The sequence below is a fragment of the Streptomyces sp. MAR4 CNX-425 genome (genome assembly GCF_048656465.1).
Taxonomy (GTDB): domain Bacteria; phylum Actinomycetota; class Actinomycetes; order Streptomycetales; family Streptomycetaceae; genus Streptomyces.
Window position 1 is genome coordinate 107894 of sequence record NZ_JBMDLF010000012.1, and the last position, 24294, is coordinate 132187.

Here is a 24294-nt window from a genome sequence, read left to right on the forward strand (position 1 = left end):
GCCCCGCCCCGCCGGCCGTGGGGGGAGTACGCCCCCGTGGCCCGCGGCGCGCGACCCGCCGCACACCCGACACCCCGGAGCACCCAGTGAAGCGCCATCTCATCTCGGCCGCCGACCTGTCCCGCGACGACGCCGTGCTGATCCTCGACACCGCCGAGGAGCTGGCCCGGATCGCGGACCGGCCCATCAAGAAGCTGCCCACCCTGCGCGGCCGCACGGTGGTCAACCTCTTCTACGAGGACTCCACCCGCACCCGCATCTCCTTCGAGGCCGCCGCCAAGCGGCTCTCGGCCGACGTGATCAACTTCTCCGCCAAGGGCTCGTCCGTCTCCAAGGGCGAGTCGCTGAAGGACACCGCCCTGACCCTGGAGGCGATGGGCGCGGACGCCGTCGTCATCCGCCACCACGACTCCGGCGCGCCGGCCCGGCTGGCCACCTCCGGCTGGATCAACGGCTCCGTCGTCAACGCCGGCGACGGCACCCACGAGCACCCCACCCAGGCGCTCCTCGACGCCTTCACCATGCGCCGCCACCTCGCCCCCGGCACCGGCGGCGGCCTCGACGGCCGCCGGGTCACGGTCGTCGGCGACATCCTGCACAGCCGCGTCGCCCGCTCGAACGTGCTCCTGCTGCACACCCTCGGCGCCCAGGTCACCCTCGTCGCGCCGCCCACGCTGGTGCCGGTCGGCGTCGGGACCTGGCCGTGCGAGGTCTCGTACGACCTGGACGCCGTGCTGCCGAAGTCCGACGCCGTGATGATGCTGCGGGTGCAGCGGGAGCGGATGAACGCCGCGTTCTTCCCCACCGAGCGCGAGTACGCCCGCCGCTACGGCCTCGACGGCGACCGGATGGCGCGCATGCCCGAGCACGCCCTCGTCATGCACCCGGGCCCGATGAACCGCGGCATGGAGATCACCGCCGAGGTCGCCGACTCGCCCCGCTGCACCGCGGTCGAGCAGGTCGCCAACGGCGTCTCCATCCGCATGGCCGTGCTCTACCTGCTGCTCGGCGGCGCCGCCCCGGGCGACGCACCGGCCGCCCCCGCCCCGACCACCGCACGCACCGAGGAGACCGACCGATGAGCAAGACCCTGATCCGCGGCGCGCAGGTCCTCGGCGGCGAGGCGCGGGACGTCCTGGTCGACGGTGAGACGATCGCCGCGGTCGGCGAGCCCGGCGCGGCGCTGCCGGCCGACGGCGCCGAGGTCGTCGAGGCCGCCGGGCACGTGCTGCTGCCCGGCCTGGTCGACCTGCACACCCACCTGCGCGAGCCCGGCCGCGAGGACTCCGAGACCGTCCTGACCGGCACCCGCGCCGCCGCCCGCGGCGGCTTCACCGCCGTGCACGCGATGGCCAACACCTTCCCCGTCGCCGACACCGCCGGCGTGGTCGAGCAGGTCTGGCGGCTCGGCCGCGAGTCCGGCTACTGCGACGTGCAGCCCGTCGGCGCCGTCACCGTGGGGCTGGGCGGCAAGCAGCTCGCCGAGCTGGGCGCCATGCACGAGTCGGCGGCCGGCGTCGTGGTCTTCTCCGACGACGGCAAGTGCGTCGACGACGCCGTGATCATGCGCCGGGCGCTGGAGTACGTGAAGGCGTTCGACGGCGTCGTCGCGCAGCACGCCCAGGAGCCGCGGCTGACCGAGGGCGCCCAGATGAACGAGGGCGTCGTCTCCGCCGAGCTGGGTCTCGGCGGCTGGCCCGCGGCCGCCGAGGAGTCGGTCATCGCCCGGGACGTGCTGCTCGCCGCGCACGTCGACTCCCGGGTGCACATCTGCCACCTGTCCACCGCCGGCTCGGTGGAGATCGTGCGCTGGGCGAAGTCCAAGGGCTGGCGCGTCACCGCCGAGGTCACCCCGCACCACCTCCTCCTCACCGACGAGCTGGTCCGCTCCTACGACCCCGTCTACAAGGTCAACCCGCCGCTGCGCACCGAGACCGACGTGCGCGCGCTGCGCGAGGCGCTGGCCGACGGCACCATCGACTGCGTCGCCACCGACCACGCCCCGCACCCGCAGGAGGACAAGGACTGCGAGTGGGCCGCCGCCGCCATGGGCATGGTCGGCCTGGAGACGGCGCTGTCCGTCGTCCAGCAGACGATGGTCGACACCGGCCTGCTGGACTGGCCCGGCGTCGCCGACCGGATGTCCCGCCGCCCGGCCGCCATCGGCCGCCTCGAAGGCCACGGCCGGCCCATCGCCCCCGGCGAGCCCGCCAACCTCACCCTGCTCGACCCGGCATACCGTGGCCGGGTGGACCCGCAGCACTTCGTCTCCCGCAGCCGCAACACCCCCTACGCCGGCCGCGAGCTGCCGGGCCGGGTCACGCACACGTTCCTGCGCGGCCGGGCCACCCTCGCCGGGGGTGAGCCGGCGTGACGTTCGCCACCTTGCTCGCCGACGAGCGGCAGTCGCAGCCCGTGACCGACTGGGCGGCCCGCATCGGCTGGATCGTCGGCCTGCTCCTGTTCATCGCCCTGGTCTACTGGCTGATGCGCGAGGGCTGGAAGTGGCGCGGCCAGCTCCAGTCCGGCATCCCGGACCTGCCCCCGATCCCCGAGGAGACCGGCCCGGAGCGCCTCGTGCTCACCGGCCGCTACCACGGCACCACCGCCGCCGGGCAGTGGCTCGACCGCATCGTCGCTCACGGCCTGGGCGTACGCAGCCGCGTCGAGCTGACCCTCACCGAAGGGGGCCTCGCGGTCGTACGCCCCGGGGCCACGGACTTCTTCGTCCCCGCCGCGCGGCTGCGCGGCGCCCGGCTCGACAAGGCCATCGCCGGCAAGGTCCTCACCGAGGGCGGCCTGCTGGTGGTCACCTGGGAGCACGGCGGCGCGGAGTACGACTCCGGGTTCCGCTCGGACAGGGCCGTTGAGCACGGCGCCTGGGTGGCCGCTCTGGAGCGGCTCATCCAGGGCGCCGTGCCCACGAGTGAGCCGTTGCCGAAGACCACGGAAGGCCCACGTTGACCTCCACTCCACCGCAGGGGCGGAGCGCCCCCAGTCGCCCGGAGACCCTTCCTGCTTCTCGGCCGGCAGCCCCCGGGACGAACCCAAGCCGAGGTCTTACACCAGCTCCACAGGCCGCAACCGCCAGCCCGGCGGCCAAGGACGAAGCTAGCAGCCGGGAGGCAGCTCCATGACGCGATATCCGAAGATTCACCCGCCCTCCGCCGTACTCGTCCTTGAGGACGGCCGCAGCTTCCGCGGCCGCGCCTACGGCGCGACGGGGGAGACCTTCGGCGAAGCCGTGTTCTCCACCGGCATGACCGGCTACCAGGAGACCCTCACCGACCCCTCATACCACCGCCAGGTCGTCGTCATGACCGCCCCGCACGTCGGCAACACCGGCGTCAACGACGAGGACGCCGAGTCCGCCCGCATCTGGGTCTCCGGCTACGTCGTCCGCGACCCCGCCCGCCTCCCCTCCAACTGGCGCGCCACCCGCTCCCTCGACGACGAGCTGCGCCGCCAGGGCGTCGTCGGCATCTCCGGCGTCGACACCCGCGCGCTCACCCGCCACCTGCGCGAGCGCGGCGCCATGCGCGTCGGCATCTTCTCCGGCGACCGGGTCGCCGACCCGGACCGGATGCTCGCCCGGGTGCGGGCGCAGGAGCAGATGACCGGCGCCGACCTCGCCCCCGAGGTCGCCACCGACGAGCCGTACGTCGTCCCCGCGGCCGGCGCGAAGCGCTTCACCGTCGCCGCCCTCGACCTCGGCATCAAGGGCATGACGCCGCGGCGCCTGGCCGAGCGCGGCGTCGAGGTGCACGTGCTGCCGGCCACCGCCACGGCCGAGGAGGTGTACGCCGTCCGGCCCGACGGCGTGTTCCTCTCCAACGGCCCCGGCGACCCGGCCGCCGCGGACCTCACCGTGGTCCGCGCGGTGCTGGAGCGCGGCACGCCGCTGTTCGGCATCTGCTTCGGCAACCAGCTCCTCGGCCGCGCCCTCGGCTTCGGCACGTACAAGCTGAAGTACGGCCACCGCGGCATCAACCAGCCCGTCCAGGACCGCACCACCGGCCGTGTCGAGGTCACCGCGCACAACCACGGCTTCGCCGTCGACGCGCCCCTCGACGCCGTCGCCGACACCCCGTACGGGCGCGCCGAGGTCAGCCACGTGTGCCTCAACGACCGGGTCGTCGAGGGCATCCGGCTGCTGGACCGGCCGGCGTTCTCCGTCCAGTACCACCCGGAGGCGGCCGCCGGGCCGCACGACGCGGCGTACCTCTTCGACCGCTTTGTCGAGCTGATGGCGGATCACGCCGCCGCACGGAACGCACAGACAGCACAGGGAGCCCAGCGTGCCTAAGCGCACCGATATCCGGTCCGTCCTGGTCATCGGCTCGGGCCCGATCGTCATCGGCCAGGCCGCCGAGTTCGACTACTCCGGCACCCAGGCGTGCCGCGTGCTCAAGGACGAGGGCCTGCGCGTCGTCCTCGTCAACTCCAACCCGGCGACGATCATGACCGACCCGGAGATCGCCGACGCCACGTACGTCGAGCCGATCACCCCCGAGTTCGTCGAGAAGATCATCGCGCGCGAGCGCCCCGACGCCCTGCTGCCCACCCTCGGCGGCCAGACCGCCCTCAACACCGCGGTCTCGCTGCACGACGCGGGGGTGCTGGAGAAGTACGGCGTGGAGCTGATCGGCGCCAACGTCGAGGCCATCCAGAAGGGCGAGGACCGCGACCAGTTCAAGGACGTCGTCGCGGAGGTGCGCCGCAAGACCGGCCACGGCGAGTCCGCCCGCTCGGTGATCTGCCACTCCATGACCGAGGTGCTGGCGGGCGTCGACGGCCTCGGCGGCTACCCCGTGGTCGTCCGCCCTTCCTTCACCATGGGCGGCGCCGGCTCCGGCTTCGCGCACGACGAGGAGGAGCTGCGCCGCATCGCCGGCCAGGGGCTCGCGCTCTCACCGACCAGCGAGGTGCTGCTGGAGGAGTCGATCCTCGGGTGGAAGGAGTACGAGCTGGAGCTGATGCGCGACAAGCACGACAACGTCGTGGTCGTCTGCTCCATCGAGAACCTCGACCCCATGGGCGTGCACACGGGCGACTCCGTGACCGTCGCCCCGGCCATGACGCTCACCGACCGTGAGTACCAGATCCTGCGCGACATCGGCATCGCCGTCATCCGCGAGGTCGGCGTCGACACCGGCGGCTGCAACATCCAGTTCGCCGTCGACCCGGCCGACGGCCGGGTCGTCGTCATCGAGATGAACCCGCGCGTCTCCCGCTCCTCCGCGCTCGCCTCCAAGGCCACCGGCTTCCCGATCGCCAAGATCGCCGCGAAGCTCGCCGTGGGCTACACCCTGGACGAGATCCCCAACGACATCACCCGTGAGACCCCCGCGTCCTTCGAGCCCACGCTCGACTACGTGGTGGTCAAGGTGCCCCGGTTCGCCTTCGAGAAGTTCCCGGCCGCCGACGCGACGCTCACCACCACCATGAAGTCCGTGGGCGAGGCCATGGCCATCGGCCGCAACTTCACCGAGGCCCTGAACAAGGCGCTGCGCTCGGTCGAGAAGAAGGGCGCGCCCTTCGACTTCGCCGGCCCGCCGCCGGGCCCGGACGAGAAGGCCGCGCTGCTGGCGGCGGCGGCCGTGCCCACCGACGGCCGGCTGAACACGGTGATGGCGGCCGTCCGGGCCGGGGCCACGCCGGAGGAGGTGCACGAGGCGACGCGGATCGACCCCTGGTTCGTCGACCAGCTCTTCTTCATCAAGGAGATCGCCGACGAGCTGGCCGCCGCGGACCACCTCGACCCCGGGCTCCTGGCGTACGCCAAGCGGCACGGCTTCTCCGACGCCCAGATCGCCGGCGTGCGCGGGCTGCGCGAGGACGTGGTGCGCGAGGTGCGGCACGCGCTGGGCGTACGCCCGGTGTACAAGACGGTCGACACCTGCGCCGCCGAGTTCGCGGCCCGTACCCCGTACCTCTACTCCTCGTACGACGAGGAGACCGAGGTCACCCCGCGCGAGCGGCCCGCCGTGATCATCCTCGGCTCCGGACCCAACCGCATCGGCCAGGGCATCGAGTTCGACTACTCCTGCGTCCACGCCTCCTTCGCCCTCGGCGCGGCCGGCTACGAGACCGTGATGGTCAACTGCAACCCGGAGACCGTCTCCACCGACTACGACACCTCCGACCGGCTGTACTTCGAGCCGCTGACGCTGGAGGACGTGCTGGAGGTCGTGCACGCCGAGACCCAGGCGGGCCCGGTCGCCGGCGTCCTCGTCCAGCTCGGCGGGCAGACCCCGCTGGGCCTCGCGCAGGCGCTCAAGGACAACGGCGTGCCCATCGTCGGCACGCCGCCGGAGGCGATCCACGCCGCCGAGGACCGCGGCGCGTTCGGCCGCGTGCTCGCCGAGGCGGGGCTGCCGGCGCCGAAGTACGGGACCGCGTTCTCCTTCGCCGAGGCCAAGCGGATCGCCGCCGGCATCGGCTACCCGGTGATGGTGCGCCCGTCGTACGTCCTCGGCGGGCGCGGCATGGAGATCGTCTACGACGAGCCGTCGCTGGCCGCGTACCTGGAGCGGCACGCCGGCCTCATCTCCGAACACCCCGTGCTCGTCGACCGGTTCCTCGACGACACCATCGAGATCGACGTCGACGCGCTCTACGACGGCCGTGAGCTGTACCTCGGCGGCGTCATGGAGCACATCGAGGAGGCCGGCATCCACTCCGGCGACTCCGCGTGCGCGCTGCCCCCCATCACCCTCGGCGGGCACGACGTCAAGCGGCTGCGCGCCTCCACCGAGGCCATCGCCCGCGGCGTGGGCGTACGCGGGCTGATCAACATCCAGTTCGCGCTGGCCGGGGACATCCTCTACGTGCTGGAGGCCAACCCGCGCGCCTCCCGCACCGTCCCGTTCACCTCCAAGGCCACCGCCGTGCCGCTGGCCAAGGCCGCCGCCCGCATCTCGCTCGGCGCCACCGTCGCCGAGCTGCGCGCCGAGGGCATGCTGCCGGCCGCCGGCGACGGCGGCACGCTGCCGCTGGACGCGCCGATCTCGGTGAAGGAGGCCGTGCTGCCGTGGACGCGCTTCCGCGACATCCGCGGCCGCGGCGTCGACACCGTGCTCGGCCCGGAGATGCGCTCCACCGGCGAGGTCATGGGCATCGACGCCGTCTTCGGCACGGCGTACGCCAAGTCGCAGGCCGCCGCGTACGGCGCCCTGCCCACCCGCGGGCGGGCGTTCGTCTCGGTCGCCAACCGCGACAAGCGCTCGATGGTCTTCCCGGCCCGCGAGCTGGTCCAGCACGGCTTCGAGCTGCTGGCCACCTCCGGCACCGCCGAGGTGCTCCGGCGCAACGGCATCGCCGCCACCGTCGTGCGCAAGCAGTCGGAGGGCCCGGGGCCGAACGGCGAGCGGACCATCGTGCAGCTGATCCACGACGGCGGGGTCGACCTCATCGTCAACACCCCGTACGGCACGGGCGGCCGGCTCGACGGCTACGACATCCGCACCGCGGCCGTCGCCCGCGGGGTGCCGTGCCTGACGACGGTGCAGGCGCTGGCCGCCGCCGTCCAGGGCATCGAGGCGCTGAGCCGCGGCGAGGTGGGGGTGCGCTCGCTGCAGGAGCACGCCGAGCACCTCACGGCGGCCCGCGCCCGATAGCGGCGGCCCCGATCACCCGACCCCGCGTCCACCCGCAGCCCGCGCCCCCGCCGGCCGGCGACCGAGCCGCCGGCGGGGACGGGCCCCCGAAGCAGCCGAAGGCCCCCATGTACCCCTTCCTCTTCCACAGCGTCTTCGCCCGGATGGACCCCGAACGGGCCCACGGCCTGGCGTTCGCGGCCATCCGCGGCGCCGCCGCCGCGCCCGGCGTGCGCAGCGCGGTGCGCCTGACCGCCGCGCCCCGCCACCCCGAGCTGCGCGTCCGCGCGCTCGGCATCGACTTCCCCGGCCCCTTCGGGCTCGCCGCCGGCTTCGACAAGAACGCGGTCGGCGTCGACGGGCTGACGATGCTCGGCTTCGACTTCGTCGAGGTCGGCACCGTCACCGCCCGCCCCCAGGCCGGCAACGAGCCGACCCGGTTGTTCCGGCTGATCCCGGACCGGGCGCTGGTCAACCGGATGGGCTTCAACAACGACGGCTCCGCCGCCGTCGGCGCCCGGCTCGCCCGCCGCCGGTACGGTAGGCGGACCCCGTACCGGCCGAACGCCGTCGTCGGCGTCAACATCGGCAAGAACAAGGACGTCCCCGAATCGGGTGAGATCCGGGACTACGTCACCGCCACCGAGCGGCTCGCCGGCCACGCCGACTACCTCGTCGTCAACGTCTCCTCGCCCAACACCCCCGGGCTCCGCGACCTCCAGGCCGTCGGCCGGCTGCGCCCCCTGCTCGAAGCGGTGCGCGCCGCCGCCGACAGCGTCGCGGGCGACGCCGCCCGGCCGGGCGCGCCCGCGCGCGTACCGCTGCTGGTCAAGATCGCCCCCGACCTCGCCGACGAGGACGTCGACGCGGTCGCCGACCTGGCCCTGGACCTCGGCCTCGACGGCATCATCGCCACCAACACCACCGTCGCCCGCGACGGCCTGGCCACCGCCGCCGCCCGCGTCGCGTCCATCGGCCCCGGCGGGCTGTCCGGGGCGCCGCTGCGCGGCCGCTCCCTCGACGTGCTGCGGCGCCTCTACGCGCGCGTGGGGGCGCCCGGCGACAACGGCGTCGTGCTGGTCGGCGCCGGCGGCATCGAGACCGCCGAGCACGCCTGGGAGCGCGTCCTCGCCGGCGCCACCCTCGTCCAGGGCTACAGCGGCTTCGTCTACGACGGCCCGCTGTGGCCCCGCCGGATCCACCGCGGCCTCGCGGAGCTGCTGGCCGCCTCCCCGTACGCCACCCTCGCCGACGCCGTCGGCGCCGACGCCAGGAAGGCGGCCCCATGAGCACCCTGCCCCCGGAACCCCCCGAGCCCTTCGGCCGCCGGCTGCGCCGCGCGATGGACGACCGCGGCCCGCTGTGCGTCGGCATCGACCCGCACGCCGCGCTGCTGGCCCGCTGGGGGCTGCCGGACGACCCGGCGGGCCTGGAGCGGTTCACCATGACCGCCGTCGAGGCGCTGGCCGACCGGGTCGCCGTGCTCAAGCCGCAGTCCGCGTTCTTCGAGCGCTTCGGCTCCCGCGGCGTCGCGGTCCTGGAGAAGGCGGTCACGGTGGCGCGGGCCGCCGGGGCGCTGGTGCTGATGGACGCCAAGCGCGGCGACATCGGCTCGACGATGGCCGGCTACGCCGCCGCGTACCTCGACAAGGACGCCCCGCTGCGCTCCGACGCGCTGACCGTCACGCCCTACCTCGGCTTCGAGTCCCTGCGCCCGGCGCTGGACGCCGCCCACACCGCCGGCGCCGGCGTGTTCGTCGTCACCCTCACCTCCAACCCGGAGGGCGCCGAGGTGCAGCGCGCCGCCGTACGCGGGACGGACGGCGCGCACGGCGCGCGTACCGTCGCGCAGACCGTCCTGGACCACATCGCCGCCGAGAACCGCGGCGCCGCGCCCCTGGGCTCCGTCGGCGCCGTCGTCGGCGCCACCCTCGCCGAGGCGGGCGCGGAGCTGGCCGTGAACGGGCCCCTGCTCGCCCCCGGCATCGGCGCCCAGGGCGCCGCGCCCGCCGACCTCCCGCGGGTCTTCGGCCCCGCGCTGCCCCACGTGCTGCCCAGCGCAAGCCGCTCGGTGCTGGCGCACGGACCGGATATCGCGAGGCTGCGGGCGGCGGCCGAACAGCTGGCCGATGACGTACGAAACGTATCCTCATAAACCGGGTGATATACCCAGAACTTGCCGCGGAACTTGAGTCTGACCAGGACTTTTCATCTGTTCTCGCTGACTGGCGCGTTCTCGGCCGCTAGTCTCCGTCATCAGAGCGCGGGCACCAGCGCGTTGCTCGTTGCTCCGCAGGTGCGGGGCCACTAGGTTCCACACCGTTCCATATCCGATTAGTTCGACATCCGAGGTGACGTAGGCGTGGCTCTTCCGCCCCTTACCCCTGAACAGCGCGCAGCCGCGCTCGAGAAGGCCGCAGCGGCTCGCCGGGAGCGCGCCGAGGTCAAGAATCGGCTGAAGCACTCCGGCGCTTCCCTGCACGACGTCATCAAGCAGGGCCAGGAGAACGACGTCATCGGCAAGATGAAGGTCTCCGCCCTGCTTGAGTCCATGCCCGGCGTGGGCAAGGTGCGCGCCAAGCAGATCATGGAGCGCCTCGGCATCTCCGAGAGCCGTCGGGTGCGCGGTCTGGGCTCCAACCAGATCGCGTCGCTGGAGCGTGAGTTCGGCAGCACCGGTTCCTGACGTTCTGCGGCACTCCCGGAAACCGGGATAATCGCTGCATGAGTACAGCTGTCTCCCGGGGGGCGGCCCCCGTCCCGCCGGCAGATCGTCCGCGGCTGACCGTGCTCTCCGGCCCCTCCGGGGTCGGCAAGAGCACGGTCGTCGCGCATCTGCGCAAGGTCCATCCCGAGGTGTGGCTCTCGGTGTCCGCGACGACCCGGAGGCCGCGCCCCGGCGAGCAGCACGGCGTCCAGTACTTCTTCGTCAGCGACGACGAGTTCGACAAGCTCGTCGCCAACGGCGAGCTGCTGGAGTGGGCCGAGTTCGCCGGCAACCGGTACGGCACCCTGCGCGGGCCCGTGCTGGAGCGGCTCGACGCCGGCGAGCCCGTGCTGCTGGAGATCGACCTCCAGGGGGCGCGGCTCGTCCGGGAGAGCATGCCGGAGGCGCTGCTGGTCTTCCTCGCCCCGCCCGGCTGGGACGAGCTGGTCCGCCGGCTGACCGGGCGCGGCACGGAGCCGCCGGAGGTCATCGAGCGCCGGCTGGCGGCGGCGCGTACGGAGCTGGCGGCCGAGGAGGAGTTCGACGCGACCCTGGTCAACACCTCGGTCGAGGACGTCTCCGCCGAGCTGCTAGCCTTGATGCAGGTTTGATTCGTGAAGTTTCACTGGAAGGCTGGATAGGTTGTCCTCTCCCATCACCGCGCCCGAGGGCATCATCAACCCGCCGATCGACGAGCTGCTGGAGGCGACCGACTCCAAGTACAGCCTCGTGATCTACGCGGCAAAGCGCGCGCGGCAGATCAACGCGTACTACTCGCAGCTGGGCGAGGGCCTGCTGGAGTACGTCGGCCCGCTGGTGGACACGCATGTGCACGAGAAGCCGCTGTCGATCGCGCTCCGCGAGATCAACGCGGGTCTGCTGACCTCCGAGGCCACCGAGGGCCCCGCGCAGTAATCTCCTCTCCCACCGGGCCCGGCAGCGCGGCTGCCGGGCCCGTGGTGTGTCATGGGGGGGAAGCGCAAGACGAGCGGTGGGGAGCGGGACATGGTGGAGGACGCGACGGCACCGGCCGAGGTCGTGCTCGGCGTCAGCGGCGGCATCGCGGCGTACAAGGCGTGCGAGCTGCTGCGGCTGTTCACCGAGTCCGGCCACGCGGTACGGGCCGTGCCCACCGCCGCCGCGCTGCACTTCGTCGGCGAGGCCACCTGGGCGGCGCTCTCCGGCCGCCCCGCCGCCACCGAGACCTGGGCGGACGTGCAGGAGGTCCCGCACGTGCGGATCGGCCGCCGGGCCGACCTGGTGGTCGTCGCCCCCGCCACCGCCGACCTGCTCGCGAAGGCCGCCCACGGCCTCGCCGACGACCTGCTGACGAACACCCTGCTCACCGCCTCCTGCCCGGTCGTCTTCGCGCCGGCCATGCACACCGAGATGTGGGAGCACCCCGCCACGCAGGCGAACGTCGCCACGCTGCGGGCCCGCGGCGCCGTCGTCATCGAGCCCGCCGTCGGCCGGCTCACCGGCACCGACACCGGCAAGGGCCGGCTGCCGGAGCCGGCGGAGATCTTCGAGGTCTGCCGCCGCGCCCTCGCCCGCGGCGCCGGCGGCCTCGGCCCCGACCTCGCCGGCCGGCACGTCGTCGTCAGCGCCGGCGGCACCCGCGAGCCGCTCGACCCGGTGCGCTTCCTGGGCAACCGCTCCTCCGGCCGGCAGGGCTACGCCCTGGCCCGTACCGCCGCCGCCCGCGGCGCCCGGGTCACCCTGCTCGCCGCGAACACCGCGCTGCCCGACCCCGCGGGCGTGGACGTCGTCCGCGTCGGCACCACCGTGGAGCTGCGGGACGCCGTGGTGAAGGCCGCGGCCGACGCCGACGCCGTCGTCATGGCCGCCGCCGTCGCCGACTTCCGGCCGGTGACGTACGCCACCGGCAAGATCAAGAAGCGGGACGGCCACGATCCGGAACCGATCGCCCTCACCCGGAACCCCGACATCCTCGCCGGGATCTCCGCCGACCGGCCGCGCCCCGGGCAGGTCGTCGTCGGCTTCGCCGCCGAGACCGACGACGTCCTCGCCAACGGCCGCGCCAAGCTCGCCCGCAAGGGCTGCGACCTGCTCGTCGTCAACGAGGTGGGGGAGGCCAAGGCGTTCGGCTCGGACGGCAACGAGGCGGTGGTGCTCACCGCCGGCGGGCGGGAGGTGGCCGTGCCGTACGGGCCGAAGGAGGCGCTGGCCGACGTGGTGTGGGATCTCGTAGCGGAATCCCTCGACTGAGTGATCCCCGGCGACACTCCGGACAGTTTCTTGCTGCTTTGCGATGGAATTCGGCCGGGTTTTCGTGCGGTTCCCCAGGTCAACGGGCATCCACGGACCGAGACGGGTTGTCCCGCAGGCGCTGCTGCCGGATAAAATAGCCCGCGGGCCCGTCCCGGGAGCACCGGGACGCGGGTCCGCCCAGATCAGCCAGCAGCCGCTGCAACCGTGGGGAGCGATGTGTCCCGCCGTCTTTTCACCTCGGAATCCGTCACCGAGGGTCACCCAGACAAGATCGCTGACCAGATCAGCGATGCCGTCCTCGACGCCCTGCTCACCGAGGACCCGCACTCCCGGGTCGCCGTCGAGACACTGATCACCACCGGCCAGGTGCACGTGGCCGGCGAGGTGACCACCACCGCCTACGCGGACATCGCGACCCTCGTGCGCAACAAGATCCTGGAGATCGGCTACGACTCGTCGAAGAAGGGCTTCGACGGCGCCTCCTGCGGCGTCTCCGTCTCCATCGGCGCCCAGTCGCCGGACATCGCCCAGGGCGTCGACACGGCGTACGAGAGCCGCGTCGAGGGCTCCGGCGGCGACGACCTCGACCTCCAGGGCGCCGGCGACCAGGGCCTGATGTTCGGCTACGCGTGCGACGAGACCCCCGAGCTGATGCCGCTGCCCATCCACCTGGCGCACCGGCTGTCCGCCCGGCTCAGCGAGGTCCGCAAGAACGGGACCATCCCCTACCTGCGCCCCGACGGCAAGACGCAGGTCACCATCGAGTACAACGGCGACAAGGCGGTCCGGCTGGACACCGTCGTCGTCTCCTCGCAGCACGCCTCCGACATCGACCTCGACTCGCTGCTCACGCCCGACATCCGCGAGTTCGTCGTCGAGCCGGAGCTGAAGGCCCTCCTCGACGACGGCATCAAGCTGGACACCGAGGGCTACCGGCTGCTGGTCAACCCCACCGGCCGGTTCGAGATCGGCGGCCCCATGGGCGACGCCGGGCTCACCGGGCGGAAGATCATCATCGACACCTACGGCGGCATGGCCCGGCACGGCGGCGGCGCCTTCTCCGGCAAGGACCCCTCCAAGGTCGACCGCTCCGCCGCGTACGCGATGCGCTGGGTCGCCAAGAACGTCGTGGCCGCCGGCCTCGCCACCCGCTGCGAGGTGCAGGTGGCGTACGCGATCGGCAAGGCCGAGCCGGTCGGTCTCTTCGTCGAGACCTTCGGCACCGCCACCGTCGACGTCGAGAAGATCGAGACCGCCATCTCGGAGACCTTCGACCTCCGCCCCGCGGCGCTCATCCGCGATCTGGACCTGCTGCGCCCGATCTACTCCCAGACCGCCGCGTACGGCCACTTCGGCCGCCCGCTGGACGACTTCACCTGGGAGCGCACCGACCGCGTCGACGCGCTGCGCAAGGCCGCCGGCAGCTGAGCGCGCTTCCCGCGCCCGCCGCGGTGGCCCTGCCGCGCGTCGCAGGGCGATGATCCGCAGGACAGCCCCCCGGCCCCGGCCCCAGGCCGGGGCCGGAGGCCGTCCGGGCGGGATGTCCCCGCCGTCTGGTAGGACGGAGAGGTGACCAGCGACGACGCCCGGGAGGCGGAGCCCGAGGGGGCGGAGCAGCTCGCCCTCATCCGGGAGACCGTGCGCCGGGCCAGGGGCCCGCGCGCCCGCCCGCGCACCTGGCGCGGCGCCCCGCTGGCCGAGGAGCTGCCCGTCGCGCGCGTCCTCGTCGACAAGGGCCTGCTCCACCTCGACCGCCTCTTCGACTACGCCGTGCCCGCCGCCATGGACGCCGAGGCGCGCCCCGGCGTGCGGGTGCGCGTCCGCTTCGGCGCCGGCGAGCGGGAGGGGCGGCGCGAGGGCGGCGGGCTGATCAACGGGTACGTCGTCGAGCGCCGCGCCGGCAGCGACTTCCCCGGCACCCTCGCGCCGATCGCCCAGGTCCTCTCCCCGGAGCCGGTCCTCGGGGCGCAGCTCCTGGGCCTGTGCCAGGCCGTCGCCGACCGGTACGCCGGCGCGCTCGCCGACGTCGTCCAGCTCGCCCTGCCGCCGCGCATGGCCCGTGCCGAGAAGAAGCCCTCGCCCGACCCGCTCCCGCCGCCCCCCGCGCCGGAGCCCGGCGGCTGGGCGCGCTACGGGAACGGGCCCGGGCTGCTCGCCGCGCTGGCCGACGGCGGCGGCCCGCGGGCGGTGTGGACGGCGCTGCCCGGCCCCGGCTGGCCCGACGAGCTGGCCCGCGCGCTGGCCGCGGCCCTCGCCTCCGGCCGCGGCGCGCTCGCCGTGCTGCCCGACGGCCGCGCCGCCGCCCGCGTCGACGAGGCGCTGACCGCCCTCGTCGGCCGCGGCCGGCACGTGCTGCTCACCGCCGACGCCGGGCCCGAGGCCCGCTACCGCCGCTGGCTCGCCGTCAGCCGCGGCGCCGTCCGCGGCGTCGTCGGCACCCGGGCCGCCGCCTTCGCCCCCGTACGGAACCTGGGGCTCGCCGCGATCTGGGACGACGCCGACAGCGGCCACGCCGACGACCGCGCCCCGCAGCCGCACGCCCGCGAGGTCCTGGCCCTGCGTGCCGCCCGGGAGCACACGGCGCTCCTCGTCGGCGGCCACGCCCGCAGCGTCGAGGCCGCCCGCTACGTCGAGAGCGGCTGGGCCCAGGCCGTCGCCGCCCCGCGGGAGACGGTACGGGCCGCCGCCCCCCTGGTCCGTACCGTCGGCGACAGCGAGCAGGCGCGCGACGCGGCGGCCCGCGCCGCCCGGCTGCCCACGCTCGCGTGGCAGGTGGCGCGGGAGGGGCTGCGCGCGGGCCCGGTGCTGGTGCAGGTGCCCCGCCGGGGGTACGCGCCCCGGCTGGCCTGCGCCCGCTGCCGCGCGCCGGCGCGCTGCGCGCGCTGCGCCGGGCCGCTGGTGGGCGAGGGGCGCGGGGCGGCGCTGGAGTGCGGCTGGTGCGCGGCGCGGGAGGACGCCTGGCGGTGCCCCGAGTGCGGCGGCACCCGGCTGCGCGCGCAGGTCGTCGGGGCCCGGCGGACGGCGGAGGAGCTGGGCCGGGCGTTCCCGTCGGTGCCGGTGCGCACGTCCGGCCGGGACCATGTGCTGGCGCGGGTGCCGGACGCCCCGGCGCTGGTGGTCAGCACGCCGGGCGCCGAGCCCGTCGCGGAGGGGGGGTACGCCGCGGCGCTGCTGCTCGACGGCTGGGCACTGCTGAACCGGCCGGACCTGCGCGCCGGGGAGGAGGCGCTGCGGCGCTGGCTGACCGCCGCCGCGCTGGTCCGCGGCGCCGCGGACGGCGGGGTCGCGGCGGTCGTCGCCGACCCGGCGCAGCGGCCGGTGCAGGCCCTGGTGCGCTGGGACCCGGCCGGCTTCGCCGGCACGGAGCTGGGGGAGCGCGCGGAGCTGGGCTTCCCGCCGGTCTCCCGGATGGCGGCGGTCTGGGGCCCGCCGGAGGCGGTGACGCCGTTCGTGGGCGCCGCCGAGCTGCCGCCGTCGACGGAGGTGCTGGGCCCGGTGCCCGCGCCGGACCCGGCGGCGGGCCCGCGGGGCGCGGCGGCGCCCGGGGGCTCCTGGGAGCGGGTGCTGCTGCGCGTACCGCCGGGGCACGGGTCGGCGCTCGCGGCGGCCCTGAAGGCGGCGCAGGCGGCCCGGATGGCCCGCCGTACGGGCCCGCCGCTGCGGGTCCGCATCGACCCGCCGGACATCGGCTGAGCCGCCCTCCACGCCGGGCCCCGAGCCGGGGCGGCGGTGCGGGTGCCGGTACCGGAGCTCTTGGCTGGGCGCGTGCATGCCATTGACACCCCTTCCGGGCGGCCATACAGTCCGTTCGACTGCAAGAACAAGGTTCGAAATATCGAACGGACGTATCCGCTTCCTCCCCCCACGGAAAGGACGGAACATGTCCCCCTCCGTCAGCAGACGCCGGCTCCTGCAGGCCGCCGGCGCCGCGGCCGTCGGCTCCGCGGCCGGCCCCGCCCTCGGCAGCCCCACCGCCCGGGCTGCGAGCGCCGGGGCCCGGGCCCGCGCCGCGGTCTCCGCGTCCCCCTTCGGCTTAGGGCAGGTGCGGCTGACCGCGAGCCGGTGGCTCGACAACCAGAACCGCACGCTGAACTACCTGCGGTTCGTCGATGTCGACCGGCTGCTGTACAACTTCCGGGCCAACCACCGGCTGTCCACCAACGGCGCCGCCGCCAACGGCGGCTGGGACGCGCCGACGTTCCCGTTCCGCAGCCACATGCAGGGACACTTCCTCACGGGCTGGGCCCAGGCGTACGCGGTGACCGGGGACACGACCTGCCGGGACAAGGCCCGGTACATGGTCGCGGAGCTGGCCCGGTGCCAGGCCAACAACGGCGCCGCCGGGTTCAACGCCGGGTACGTGTGCGGCTTCCCCGAGTCCGACTTCACCGCGCTGGAGGACCGGACCCTGTCCAACGGCAACGTGCCGTACTACGTCATCCACAAGACGCTGGCCGGTCTGCTGGACGTGTGGCGCCTGCTGGGCAGCGCACAGGCCCGGGACGTGCTGCTGAACCTCGCGGGGTGGGTCGACTGGCGCACCGGCCGGCTGAGCGGGCAGCAGATGCAGGCCGTGCTGGGGACCGAGTTCGGCGGCATGAACGCCGTGCTGACCGACATCTCCCAGCAGACCGGCGACGCCCGCTGGCTCACCGTCGCCCGCCGGTTCGACCACGCCGCGGTGTTCGACCCCCTGGCCGCCAACCAGGACCGGCTCAACGGGCTGCACGCCAACACCCAGGTCCCCAAGTGGATCGGCGCCGCCCGGGAGTACCAGGCCACCGGCACCACCCGCTACCGGGACATAGCCGTCAACGCCTGGGACATCTGCGTGGGCGCGCACACCTACGTCATCGGCGGCAACAGCCAGGCGGAGCACTTCCGCCCGCCGGACGCCATCGCCGGCTACCTCAACCGGGACACCTGCGAGAGCTGCAACACGTACAACATGCTCACGCTCACCCGGGAGCTGTTCACGCTGGATCCCGGCCGGGCCGAACTGTTCGACTACTACGAGCGGGCATGGCTGAACCAGATGATCGGCCAGCAGAACCCGGCCGACGACCACGGCCACATCACCTACTTCACCCCGCTCAACCCCGGCGGTCGACGCGGCGTGGGCCCGGCGTGGGGCGGGGGCACCTGGAGCACCGACTACCAAAGCTTCTGGTGCTGTCAGGGCACGGGTCTGGAGATGCACACCAGGCTGATGGACTCCGTCTACTTCCACAGTGACACCACGCTGATCGTGAACCTGTTCGTGCCCTCGGTGCTCGACTGGTCGCAGCGCGGGATCACGGTCACCCAGACCACGTCGTTTCCTGTCGGTGACACCACCACCCTGCGGATCAGCGGAGACGCCGACGGGACGTGGACGATGCGCGTGCGCATCCCGTCCTGGACCACCGGGGCGACCATCAGCGTCAACGGCGTGGTGCAGGACATCGCCACCACGCCCGGCAGCTACGCCGCCCTGACCCGCTCCTGGTCCTCCGGCGACACCGTCAGCGTCCGCCTGCCCATGCGCGTCGTCATGCGCGCTGCCAACGACGCCCCGGACGTCGCCGCCGTCACCTACGGCCCGGTGGTGCTGTCCGGCGACTACGGCAACACCTCACTCGGCTCGCTGCCGTCGCTGGACACCGCCTCGATCACCAGGACCGGCAGCGACTCGCTCGCCTTCACCGCCACGGCCGACGGCGCCACCGTCAATCTGGGCCCCTTCTACGACGCGCACGGCCACAACTACACCGTCTACTGGAACGCGGACGGCCAGGGCGGCACAGACACCGTCCGGCTCGTCAACGCCGCCAGCGCCCTCGTGCTCGGCATCCAGGACATGTCCACCGCCGACGGCGGGCGCGCCCTGCAGTGGCACGACTCGGGCACGGCGGACCACGACTGGGAGATGATCCCCGACGGCGATGCGGTCCGGTTCCGCAACGCCCACAGCGGCAAGGTGCTCGGCGTCCAGGACATGTCCACGCAGGATGGTGCGGCCGTCCTGCAGTGGGCGGACAACGGCACTGCCGACCACCGGTGGACGATGGCCGACCAGGGAGACGGCACGTACGAGATCCGCAACGGGAACAGCGGAAAGCTGCTCGGTATCCAGAACCACTCCACCGCCGTCGGCGCGTTCGCCGTCCAGGACGCGGACAACGGCACCGCCGACAACAGGTGGCGAGTCGTCCGCAACGGCTAGCCCGGGCTTGTCCCGGCGGTGGTGTCGTCGATGCGGTCAGGGGGCGGTGATCGCCCGAAGGACGTGGACGGGGCGCTGCCGGAGCGTGTGCCGCGGCGAGCCGGGCCCGGGGGACCGCTCCGTCAGGACCGCGTGGCCGCCACCGCGTCCGGCGCCGGCTGGGCCGGCGCACCCGTGCCCGGGGCCGGGCGGGCCGCCGGGACCACCGGCAGCGTGCCCGCGGGCAGCCGGCCCTCGCCGCCCACCGGCGCGCCGGCCTCCGCGGCGCCGGCGTCGCGGCCCGGCTGCTGCGCCCGGCGCGTGCCGTACCGGCGGTGCACCGCCTGCTTGGTGACGCCCAGCGCCGAGCCCACCGCGTCCCAGGAGAAGCCGAGCGAGCGGTCGAACTCGACCGCCGCGGTCACCAGCGTCTCGACGCTGTCCCGCAACTCCTGGGCGAGCCGCACCGTGGGCGCCGGGGCCCGCCCGTACACGACGAAGCCCGCGGACGGGCCCGTCCGCCGCGGGCGGTAGACGTTGCCCAGCTGGGCGGTGAGGGTGCGCAGCGCGTCGACCTGCCTGCGCACCCTTTCGATGTCCCGCACCAGGAGTTGCAGGCTCGCCCGCGCCTGGGCGTCGTGGCTTGCGTGGTCGGCCATGGGGAAGCCTCTCGAACCGGCGTCGTTCGGATCGGGCCGCCGAAGCGGCCCGTTTCGGTCACTTTTCACTTTCCTGACTGAGCAACGCGACACCCGGGGCGGCGGTCACGGGTCGGGGGCGCGCGCTCCGCACCCGGGAGCGTGCCGCCGCACGCACGCCCCGGGCGTATCGGACCCGGGCGTTCCGTCCGTGCCCGCCCCGCCGCCGCGCCGACCGCGGTCCTAGAATTGCCGCACCCCTGCACACCCGACCGCGTCCCACCGCACGCGACCGCGGCTCCGCGCCCGCCACCCGCGTCCCACCCCGCCCCCACCGCCCCGCCGCTGCACCCGCACCCGAGAGGACCCGCGCCACCCATGAGGCTCGTTTTCGCCGGTACGCCCGAAGTCGCCGTGCCCGCCCTCGACGCCCTGCTGGCGTCGGACCGGCACGAGGTCGTCGCCGTCGTCACCCGGCCCGACGCGCCCGCCGGCCGGGGCCGGCACCTGGTGGCGAGCCCGGTCGCGCAGCGGGCAGAGGAGGCCGGCGTCGAGGTGCTGAAGCCCGCCCGGCCCAAGGAGCCGGAGTTCCTGGAGCGGCTGCGCGCCCTCGGCCCCGACTGCTGCCCCGTCGTCGCGTACGGCGCCCTGCTGCCCCGGCCCGCGCTCGACATCCCCGTCCACGGCTGGGTCAACCTGCACTTCTCGCTGCTGCCCGCCTGGCGCGGCGCCGCCCCCGTGCAGCACGCGATCCTCGCCGGCGACGAGGTCACCGGCGCGACCACGTTCCGTATCGACGAAGGGCTCGACTCCGGGCCGGTGTTCGGCGTCGTCACCGAGCAGGTGCGCCCCACCGACACCAGCGGCGACCTGCTGACCCGGCTGGCCATGGCCGGCGCCGGGCTGCTCGCCGCCACGATGGACGGCATCGAGGACGGCGGCCTCAAGGCCGTGCCGCAGCCCGCCGAGGGCGTCTCGTCGGCGCCGAAGATCCAGGTCGAGGACGCGCGGCTGGACTTCACCGCGCCCGCGCTGCGCGTGGACCGGGTGGTGCGCGGCTGTACGCCCGCGCCCGGCGCGTGGACGACGTTCCGCGGCGAGCGGCTGAAGGTCCGCTCGGTGACGCCGCGCCCCGGGCACGACGGCCTGGCGCCCGGCGAGCTGGAGGTGACGAAGTCCGCGGTCCACGTCGGCACCGGCTCGTACGCCGTCGAGCTGGGGTGGGTGCAGGCCCAGGGCAAGCGGCCGATGGCCGCGGCGGACTGGGCGCGCGGCGTGCGCATCGCCTCCGGCGAACGCCTCGGCGACGGGCCGGAGCCGTCCGGGGCGTAGGCTTCCGGTGTACGCAACAGCCAGCCCCGGAGCACATTTCACGTGAGCGACCAGCCGCGCCGTCGCCGGCCCGCCAAGCCCTACCGCAGGCCGCAGAAGGACCCCGTACGGATCCTCGCCTACGACGCGCTCCGCGCGGTCGACGAGCGCGACGCCTACGCCAACCTCGTGCTGCCCCCCATGCTCCGGCAGGCCCGGCAGCGGGACGGGTTCGACGCCCGGGACGCGGCGCTGGCCACCGAGCTGGTCTACGGCACGCTGCGCCGCCAGGGCACGTACGACCGGATCATCGCCGAGTGCGTCGACCGGCCGCTGCGCGAGGTCGACCCCGAGGTGCTCGACGTCCTCAGCCTCGGCGCCCACCAGCTCCTCGGCACCCGCATCCCCTCGCACGCCGCGGTGTCGGCGTCCGTGGAGCTGGCCCGGGTGGTGCTGGGCGACGGCCGGGCCCGGTTCGTCAACGCGGTGCTGCGCCGGATCGCCGCCCGCGACCTGGAAGGCTGGCTCGCCGAGGTGGCGCCGCCGTACGACGACGACCCCGAGGAGCACCTGGCGGTCGTCCACTCCCACCCCCGCTGGATCGTCTCCGCGCTGTGGGACGCGCTCGGCGGCGGCCGGGCCGGGATGGAGGAGCTGCTCGCCGCCGACAACGAACGGCCCGAGGTCACCCTCGTCGCCCGCCCGGGCCGGGCGGCGCCCGCCGAGCTGGGCGGCCCGGACACGCTGCCGGGGCGCTGGTCCCCGTACGCCGTGCGGCTCACCGAGGGCGGCGACCCGGGAACGCTCGACGCGGTGCGCGACGGCCGGGCCGGCGTGCAGGACGAGGGCAGCCAGCTCGTCGCGCTGGCGCTGGCGAACGCGCCGCTGGACGGGCCCGACACCCGCTGGCTCGACGGCTGCGCCGGGCCGGGCGGCAAGGCGGCGCTGCTCGCCGCGCTGGCCGCGGAGCGCGGGGCGGCGCTGGTGGCGGCCGAGAAACAGCCGCACCGGGCCCGGCTGGTCGCCCGCGCGCTCGCCGGCAACCCCGGCCCGTACCAGGTCGTCGTCGCCGACGGCACCCGCCCGGCCTGGCGGCCCGGCGGCTTCGACCGCGTCCTCGTCGACGTCCCCTGTACGGGCCTGGGCGCGCTGCGCCGCCGACCCGAGGCCCGGTGGCGGCGCCGCCCCGAGGACCTGGACGGCTTCGCGCCGTTGCAGCGGGCGCTGCTGGGCGGCGCCCTCACGGCGGTACGCCCCGGGGGCGTCGTCGGCTACGTGACCTGCTCGCCGCACCCCGCCGAGACCCGCGCGGTCGTCGACGACGCGCTGAAGGCGGCCGGCGCCCCCGCCGCCGAGCTGCTCGACGCCCGGCCGCTGCTGCCCGGCGTACCGGACCTCGGCGACGGCCCGGACGTCCAGCTCTGGCCGCACCGCCACGGCACCGACGCCATGTACCTCGCGCTGCTGCGCCGCACCGGCTGACCCGGGGCGGGGCGACCCTGCCACGTCCGCGCGGCCGCCTCCGCGCGGGCCTGCTCCGGGGCGCCCGCGGGGCGGCGGGCCATCGCGCCCGGCCACCGCACCCGGTCCCCTCCGCGTCCACCGCGCCCTGCCCGTGCATACGGGCATGCCACGCGGGACCGACAATCCGCCCCCGCCGCGGTGAACGGCAGGGGGAAGCCGGGTACCGCGGCCGTTCCCCCGGCGCGGACATGGCAGGCTGGGGGCATGGCCGTCCAGATCAGCCCCAGCATCCTGTCCGCCGACTTCGCCCGGCTCGCCGACGAGGCGGAGGCCGTCTCCGGTGCCGACTGGCTCCACGTCGACGTCATGGACAACCACTTCGTGCCCAACCTGACCCTCGGCGTCCCGGTCGTCGAGTCGCTGCGCCGGGCCACCGACACCCCGCTGGACTGCCACCTGATGATCGACGAGCCGGACCGCTGGGCCCCCGCGTTCGTGGACGCGGGCGCCGGCTCCGTCACCTTCCACGCCGAGGCCGCCGCCGCGCCGGTGCGGCTGGCGCGCGAGCTGCGCGCGAAGGGCGCGCGCGCCGCGATGGCGCTCAAGCCGGCCACGCCGGTCGAGCCGTACGAGGACCTGCTGCCCGAGCTCGACATGCTGCTGGTCATGACCGTCGAGCCGGGCTTCGGCGGCCAGGCGTTCCTGGACATCATGCTGCCGAAGGTGCGCCGCACCCGGGAGCTGATCTCCAAGCACGGCCTGGAGCTGTGGTTGCAGGTCGACGGCGGGGTGTCCGCGGAGACCATCGAGCGGTGCGCCGAGGCGGGCGCGGACGTGTTCGTCGCGGGCTCCGCGGTGTACGGGGCCGAGGACCCGGCCGCCGCGGTGCGGGCGCTGCGCGCGCAGGCGGCGGCGGCCAGTGAGGGGGCGGCCTGGGCGGCCGGCTGCCGCTAGCCGTCCGCGTACCACCGCGCCACCCACGACCCACGACCGCACCACGCACCACCCGGCCCGCGGCCGCCGGCCACCCGGAGCCGGCGCCTCCGGGCCCGGATCGTGAAAGTATGGACCACAAGCGGCGCCGAGCAGCGCCGCCGGGGAACGCAAAGGAGATCGCGGTGTCGACGGGCCGGACGGCTGCGCGGATGGGACCCGCGGAGCTGGTACAGGCGGCGGCGATGGCTCGCCGTTTCTACCTTGAGGGCAAGTCCAAGATCCAGATCGCCGACGAGTTCGGCGTCAGCCGCTTCAAGGTCGCCCGGGTGCTGGAGACCGCGCTCGAACGCGACCTCGTACGGATCGAGATCCGCGTCCCCGCCGAACTCGACGCCGAGCGCTCCGACGCCCTGCGTGCCCGCTTCGGCCTGCGCCACGCCGTCGTCGTGGAGGCGCCGGCCGACGCCGTGCCCGACACCCGCGACCCGGAAAACCTCGGCAGCGTCGCCGCCGACCTGCTCGCCGAGCTGGTCACCGAGGGCGACGTGCTGGGGCTGGCCTGGGGCCGGTCCACGATCAACATGGCGCAGGCGCTGCACCGACTGCCCCCGGCCACCGTCGTCCAGCTCACCGGCGTCTACGACGCCGGCACCGCCGAGCGCGGCTCCGTGGAGGCGGTGCGCCGCGCGGCGGAGGTCGCCGGCGGCGAGGCCCACCCCATCTACGCGCCCATGCTGCTGCCCGACGCCGCCACCGCCACCGCGCTGCGCAGCCAGACCGGCGTGGCCCGCGCCTTCGAGTACTTCGACAAGGTGACCGTCGCCGCCGTCTCCATCGGCTCCTGGGAGGAGGGCATCTCCACCGTCCACGACATGCTCTCCGCCGAGGAGCGCGAGCACTACGCCTCGCTGGGCGCCGCCGCCGAGATGTCCGCCCACCTCTTCGACGCCGAGGGCCGCCGCATCGGCCGCGACCTGGGGGAGCGGTGCATCACCGTCGAGGCCGACCGGCTGCGCCGGATCCCCGAGGTGGTCGCCATCGCCGGCGGGGCGCGCAAGCGCGAGGCCATCGTGGCGGTGCTGCGCTCGGGCCTGGTCACCAGCCTGGTCACGGACACCGTCGCCGCGGACTACCTGCTGCACGAGGTGGCGCCCGGCCCGCGGCCCGCGCTGGAGCGCGCCGACCCCGACGCCCTGTGACCGTGCCCCCCGGCCCCGCGGCCCC

At 74.7% G+C, this 24294-nt stretch carries 19 protein-coding genes; 18 read left to right on the plus strand and 1 reads right to left on the minus strand.

Going from position 1 to position 24294, the window contains the following annotated elements; all coding sequences use genetic code 11:
* Positions 1–86: 86 nt before the first annotated feature.
* The 14 genes from ACHZ99_RS28495 (at position 87) to ACHZ99_RS28560 (ending at position 18742) form a co-directional block, all read left to right on the plus strand.
* Entirely contained in the window at positions 87–1082 is a 996-nt protein-coding gene (locus tag ACHZ99_RS28495; RefSeq protein WP_420307656.1) for an aspartate carbamoyltransferase catalytic subunit, read from the plus strand.
* Entirely contained in the window at positions 1079–2374 is a 1296-nt protein-coding gene (locus ACHZ99_RS28500) for a dihydroorotase (protein WP_420307657.1), read from the plus strand. Before ACHZ99_RS28495 ends, ACHZ99_RS28500 begins: the two co-directional genes overlap by 4 nt.
* Complete coding sequence (locus tag ACHZ99_RS28505) at positions 2371–2964, plus strand: hypothetical protein (RefSeq protein ID WP_420307658.1); 594 nt, start codon at positions 2371–2373, stop codon at positions 2962–2964. Before ACHZ99_RS28500 ends, ACHZ99_RS28505 begins: the two co-directional genes overlap by 4 nt.
* Positions 2965–3133: 169 nt before the next feature.
* Positions 3134–4306, plus strand: a complete 1173-nt coding sequence (gene carA / locus ACHZ99_RS28510) for a glutamine-hydrolyzing carbamoyl-phosphate synthase small subunit (protein WP_420307659.1) — start codon at positions 3134–3136, stop codon at positions 4304–4306.
* Positions 4299–7619, plus strand: coding sequence for a carbamoyl-phosphate synthase large subunit (gene carB, locus ACHZ99_RS28515; protein ID WP_420307660.1), 3321 nt, complete (start codon positions 4299–4301; stop codon positions 7617–7619). Before carA ends, carB begins: the two co-directional genes overlap by 8 nt.
* Before the next feature lie 107 nt (positions 7620–7726).
* On the plus strand, positions 7727–8887 hold the full coding sequence (locus tag ACHZ99_RS28520) for a quinone-dependent dihydroorotate dehydrogenase (protein ID WP_420307661.1): 1161 nt from the start codon (positions 7727–7729) through the stop codon (positions 8885–8887).
* Positions 8884–9753 (plus strand): orotidine-5'-phosphate decarboxylase, encoded by an 870-nt coding sequence (pyrF, locus tag ACHZ99_RS28525; RefSeq protein ID WP_420307662.1) that lies wholly within the window; start codon positions 8884–8886, stop codon positions 9751–9753. Before ACHZ99_RS28520 ends, pyrF begins: the two co-directional genes overlap by 4 nt.
* A gap of 207 nt (positions 9754–9960) precedes the next feature.
* A complete protein-coding gene (locus ACHZ99_RS28530; protein ID WP_018836707.1) occupies positions 9961–10284 on the plus strand; it encodes an integration host factor in 324 nt (107 codons plus the stop codon).
* 38 nt (positions 10285–10322) lie between these two features.
* The gene (gmk, locus tag ACHZ99_RS28535; RefSeq protein ID WP_420307663.1) at positions 10323–10916 is read left to right on the plus strand and encodes a guanylate kinase; all 594 of its coding nucleotides are present in this window, start codon (positions 10323–10325) and stop codon (positions 10914–10916) included.
* A gap of 31 nt (positions 10917–10947) precedes the next feature.
* A complete protein-coding gene (rpoZ, locus tag ACHZ99_RS28540; RefSeq protein ID WP_018836705.1) occupies positions 10948–11220 on the plus strand; it encodes a DNA-directed RNA polymerase subunit omega in 273 nt (90 codons plus the stop codon).
* A 90-nt stretch (positions 11221–11310) separates the two neighbouring features.
* On the plus strand, positions 11311–12534 hold the full coding sequence (coaBC, locus tag ACHZ99_RS28545) for a bifunctional phosphopantothenoylcysteine decarboxylase/phosphopantothenate--cysteine ligase CoaBC (RefSeq protein ID WP_420307664.1): 1224 nt from the start codon (positions 11311–11313) through the stop codon (positions 12532–12534).
* A 219-nt stretch (positions 12535–12753) separates the two neighbouring features.
* The gene (metK, locus tag ACHZ99_RS28550; protein ID WP_420307665.1) at positions 12754–13965 is read left to right on the plus strand and encodes a methionine adenosyltransferase; all 1212 of its coding nucleotides are present in this window, start codon (positions 12754–12756) and stop codon (positions 13963–13965) included.
* Positions 13966–14106: 141 nt separating this feature from the next.
* Positions 14107–16230: a primosomal protein N' gene (locus tag ACHZ99_RS28555; protein ID WP_420307666.1), complete on the plus strand. Its 2124-nt coding sequence runs from the start codon at positions 14107–14109 to the stop codon at positions 16228–16230.
* Positions 16231–16417: 187 nt separating this feature from the next.
* Entirely contained in the window at positions 16418–18742 is a 2325-nt protein-coding gene (locus tag ACHZ99_RS28560) for a beta-L-arabinofuranosidase domain-containing protein (protein WP_420307667.1), read from the plus strand.
* A 122-nt stretch (positions 18743–18864) separates the two neighbouring features.
* Here the strand turns inward: ACHZ99_RS28560 and ACHZ99_RS28565 are convergent, their stop codons facing one another.
* On the minus strand, positions 18865–19380 hold the full coding sequence (locus ACHZ99_RS28565; RefSeq protein ID WP_420307668.1) for a hypothetical protein: 516 nt from the start codon (positions 19378–19380) through the stop codon (positions 18865–18867).
* A gap of 357 nt (positions 19381–19737) precedes the next feature.
* Between ACHZ99_RS28565 and fmt the strand changes: the two genes are divergently transcribed.
* The 4 genes from fmt to ACHZ99_RS28585 all read left to right on the plus strand — a co-directional run bounded on the left by fmt (position 19738) and on the right by ACHZ99_RS28585 (position 24269).
* Positions 19738–20691: a methionyl-tRNA formyltransferase gene (gene fmt / locus ACHZ99_RS28570; protein WP_420307669.1), complete on the plus strand. Its 954-nt coding sequence runs from the start codon at positions 19738–19740 to the stop codon at positions 20689–20691.
* A gap of 42 nt (positions 20692–20733) precedes the next feature.
* Positions 20734–22152 (plus strand): RsmB/NOP family class I SAM-dependent RNA methyltransferase, encoded by a 1419-nt coding sequence (locus tag ACHZ99_RS28575; protein WP_420307670.1) that lies wholly within the window; start codon positions 20734–20736, stop codon positions 22150–22152.
* A 246-nt stretch (positions 22153–22398) separates the two neighbouring features.
* Entirely contained in the window at positions 22399–23088 is a 690-nt protein-coding gene (rpe, locus tag ACHZ99_RS28580; RefSeq protein WP_420307671.1) for a ribulose-phosphate 3-epimerase, read from the plus strand.
* 191 nt (positions 23089–23279) lie between these two features.
* Entirely contained in the window at positions 23280–24269 is a 990-nt protein-coding gene (locus tag ACHZ99_RS28585; protein WP_420307778.1) for a sugar-binding transcriptional regulator, read from the plus strand.
* Positions 24270–24294: the final 25 nt, after the last annotated feature.

Coding starts and splice junctions, on each gene's coding strand:
- ACHZ99_RS28500 (WP_420307657.1), top strand. CDS start 1,079: ATGAGCAAGACCCTGATCCGCGGCGCGCAGGTCCTCGGCGGCGAGGCG.
- carA (WP_420307659.1), top strand. CDS start 3,134: ATGACGCGATATCCGAAGATTCACCCGCCCTCCGCCGTACTCGTCCTT.
- ACHZ99_RS28520 (WP_420307661.1), top strand. CDS start 7,727: ATGTACCCCTTCCTCTTCCACAGCGTCTTCGCCCGGATGGACCCCGAA.
- pyrF (WP_420307662.1), top strand. CDS start 8,884: ATGAGCACCCTGCCCCCGGAACCCCCCGAGCCCTTCGGCCGCCGGCTG.
- gmk (WP_420307663.1), top strand. CDS start 10,323: ATGAGTACAGCTGTCTCCCGGGGGGCGGCCCCCGTCCCGCCGGCAGAT.
- coaBC (WP_420307664.1), top strand. CDS start 11,311: ATGGTGGAGGACGCGACGGCACCGGCCGAGGTCGTGCTCGGCGTCAGC.
- ACHZ99_RS28560 (WP_420307667.1), top strand. CDS start 16,418: ATGTCCCCCTCCGTCAGCAGACGCCGGCTCCTGCAGGCCGCCGGCGCC.
- ACHZ99_RS28565 (WP_420307668.1), bottom strand. CDS start 19,380: ATGGCCGACCACGCAAGCCACGACGCCCAGGCGCGGGCGAGCCTGCAA.
- fmt (WP_420307669.1), top strand. CDS start 19,738: ATGAGGCTCGTTTTCGCCGGTACGCCCGAAGTCGCCGTGCCCGCCCTC.
- rpe (WP_420307671.1), top strand. CDS start 22,399: ATGGCCGTCCAGATCAGCCCCAGCATCCTGTCCGCCGACTTCGCCCGG.
- ACHZ99_RS28585 (WP_420307778.1), top strand. CDS start 23,280: ATGGGACCCGCGGAGCTGGTACAGGCGGCGGCGATGGCTCGCCGTTTC.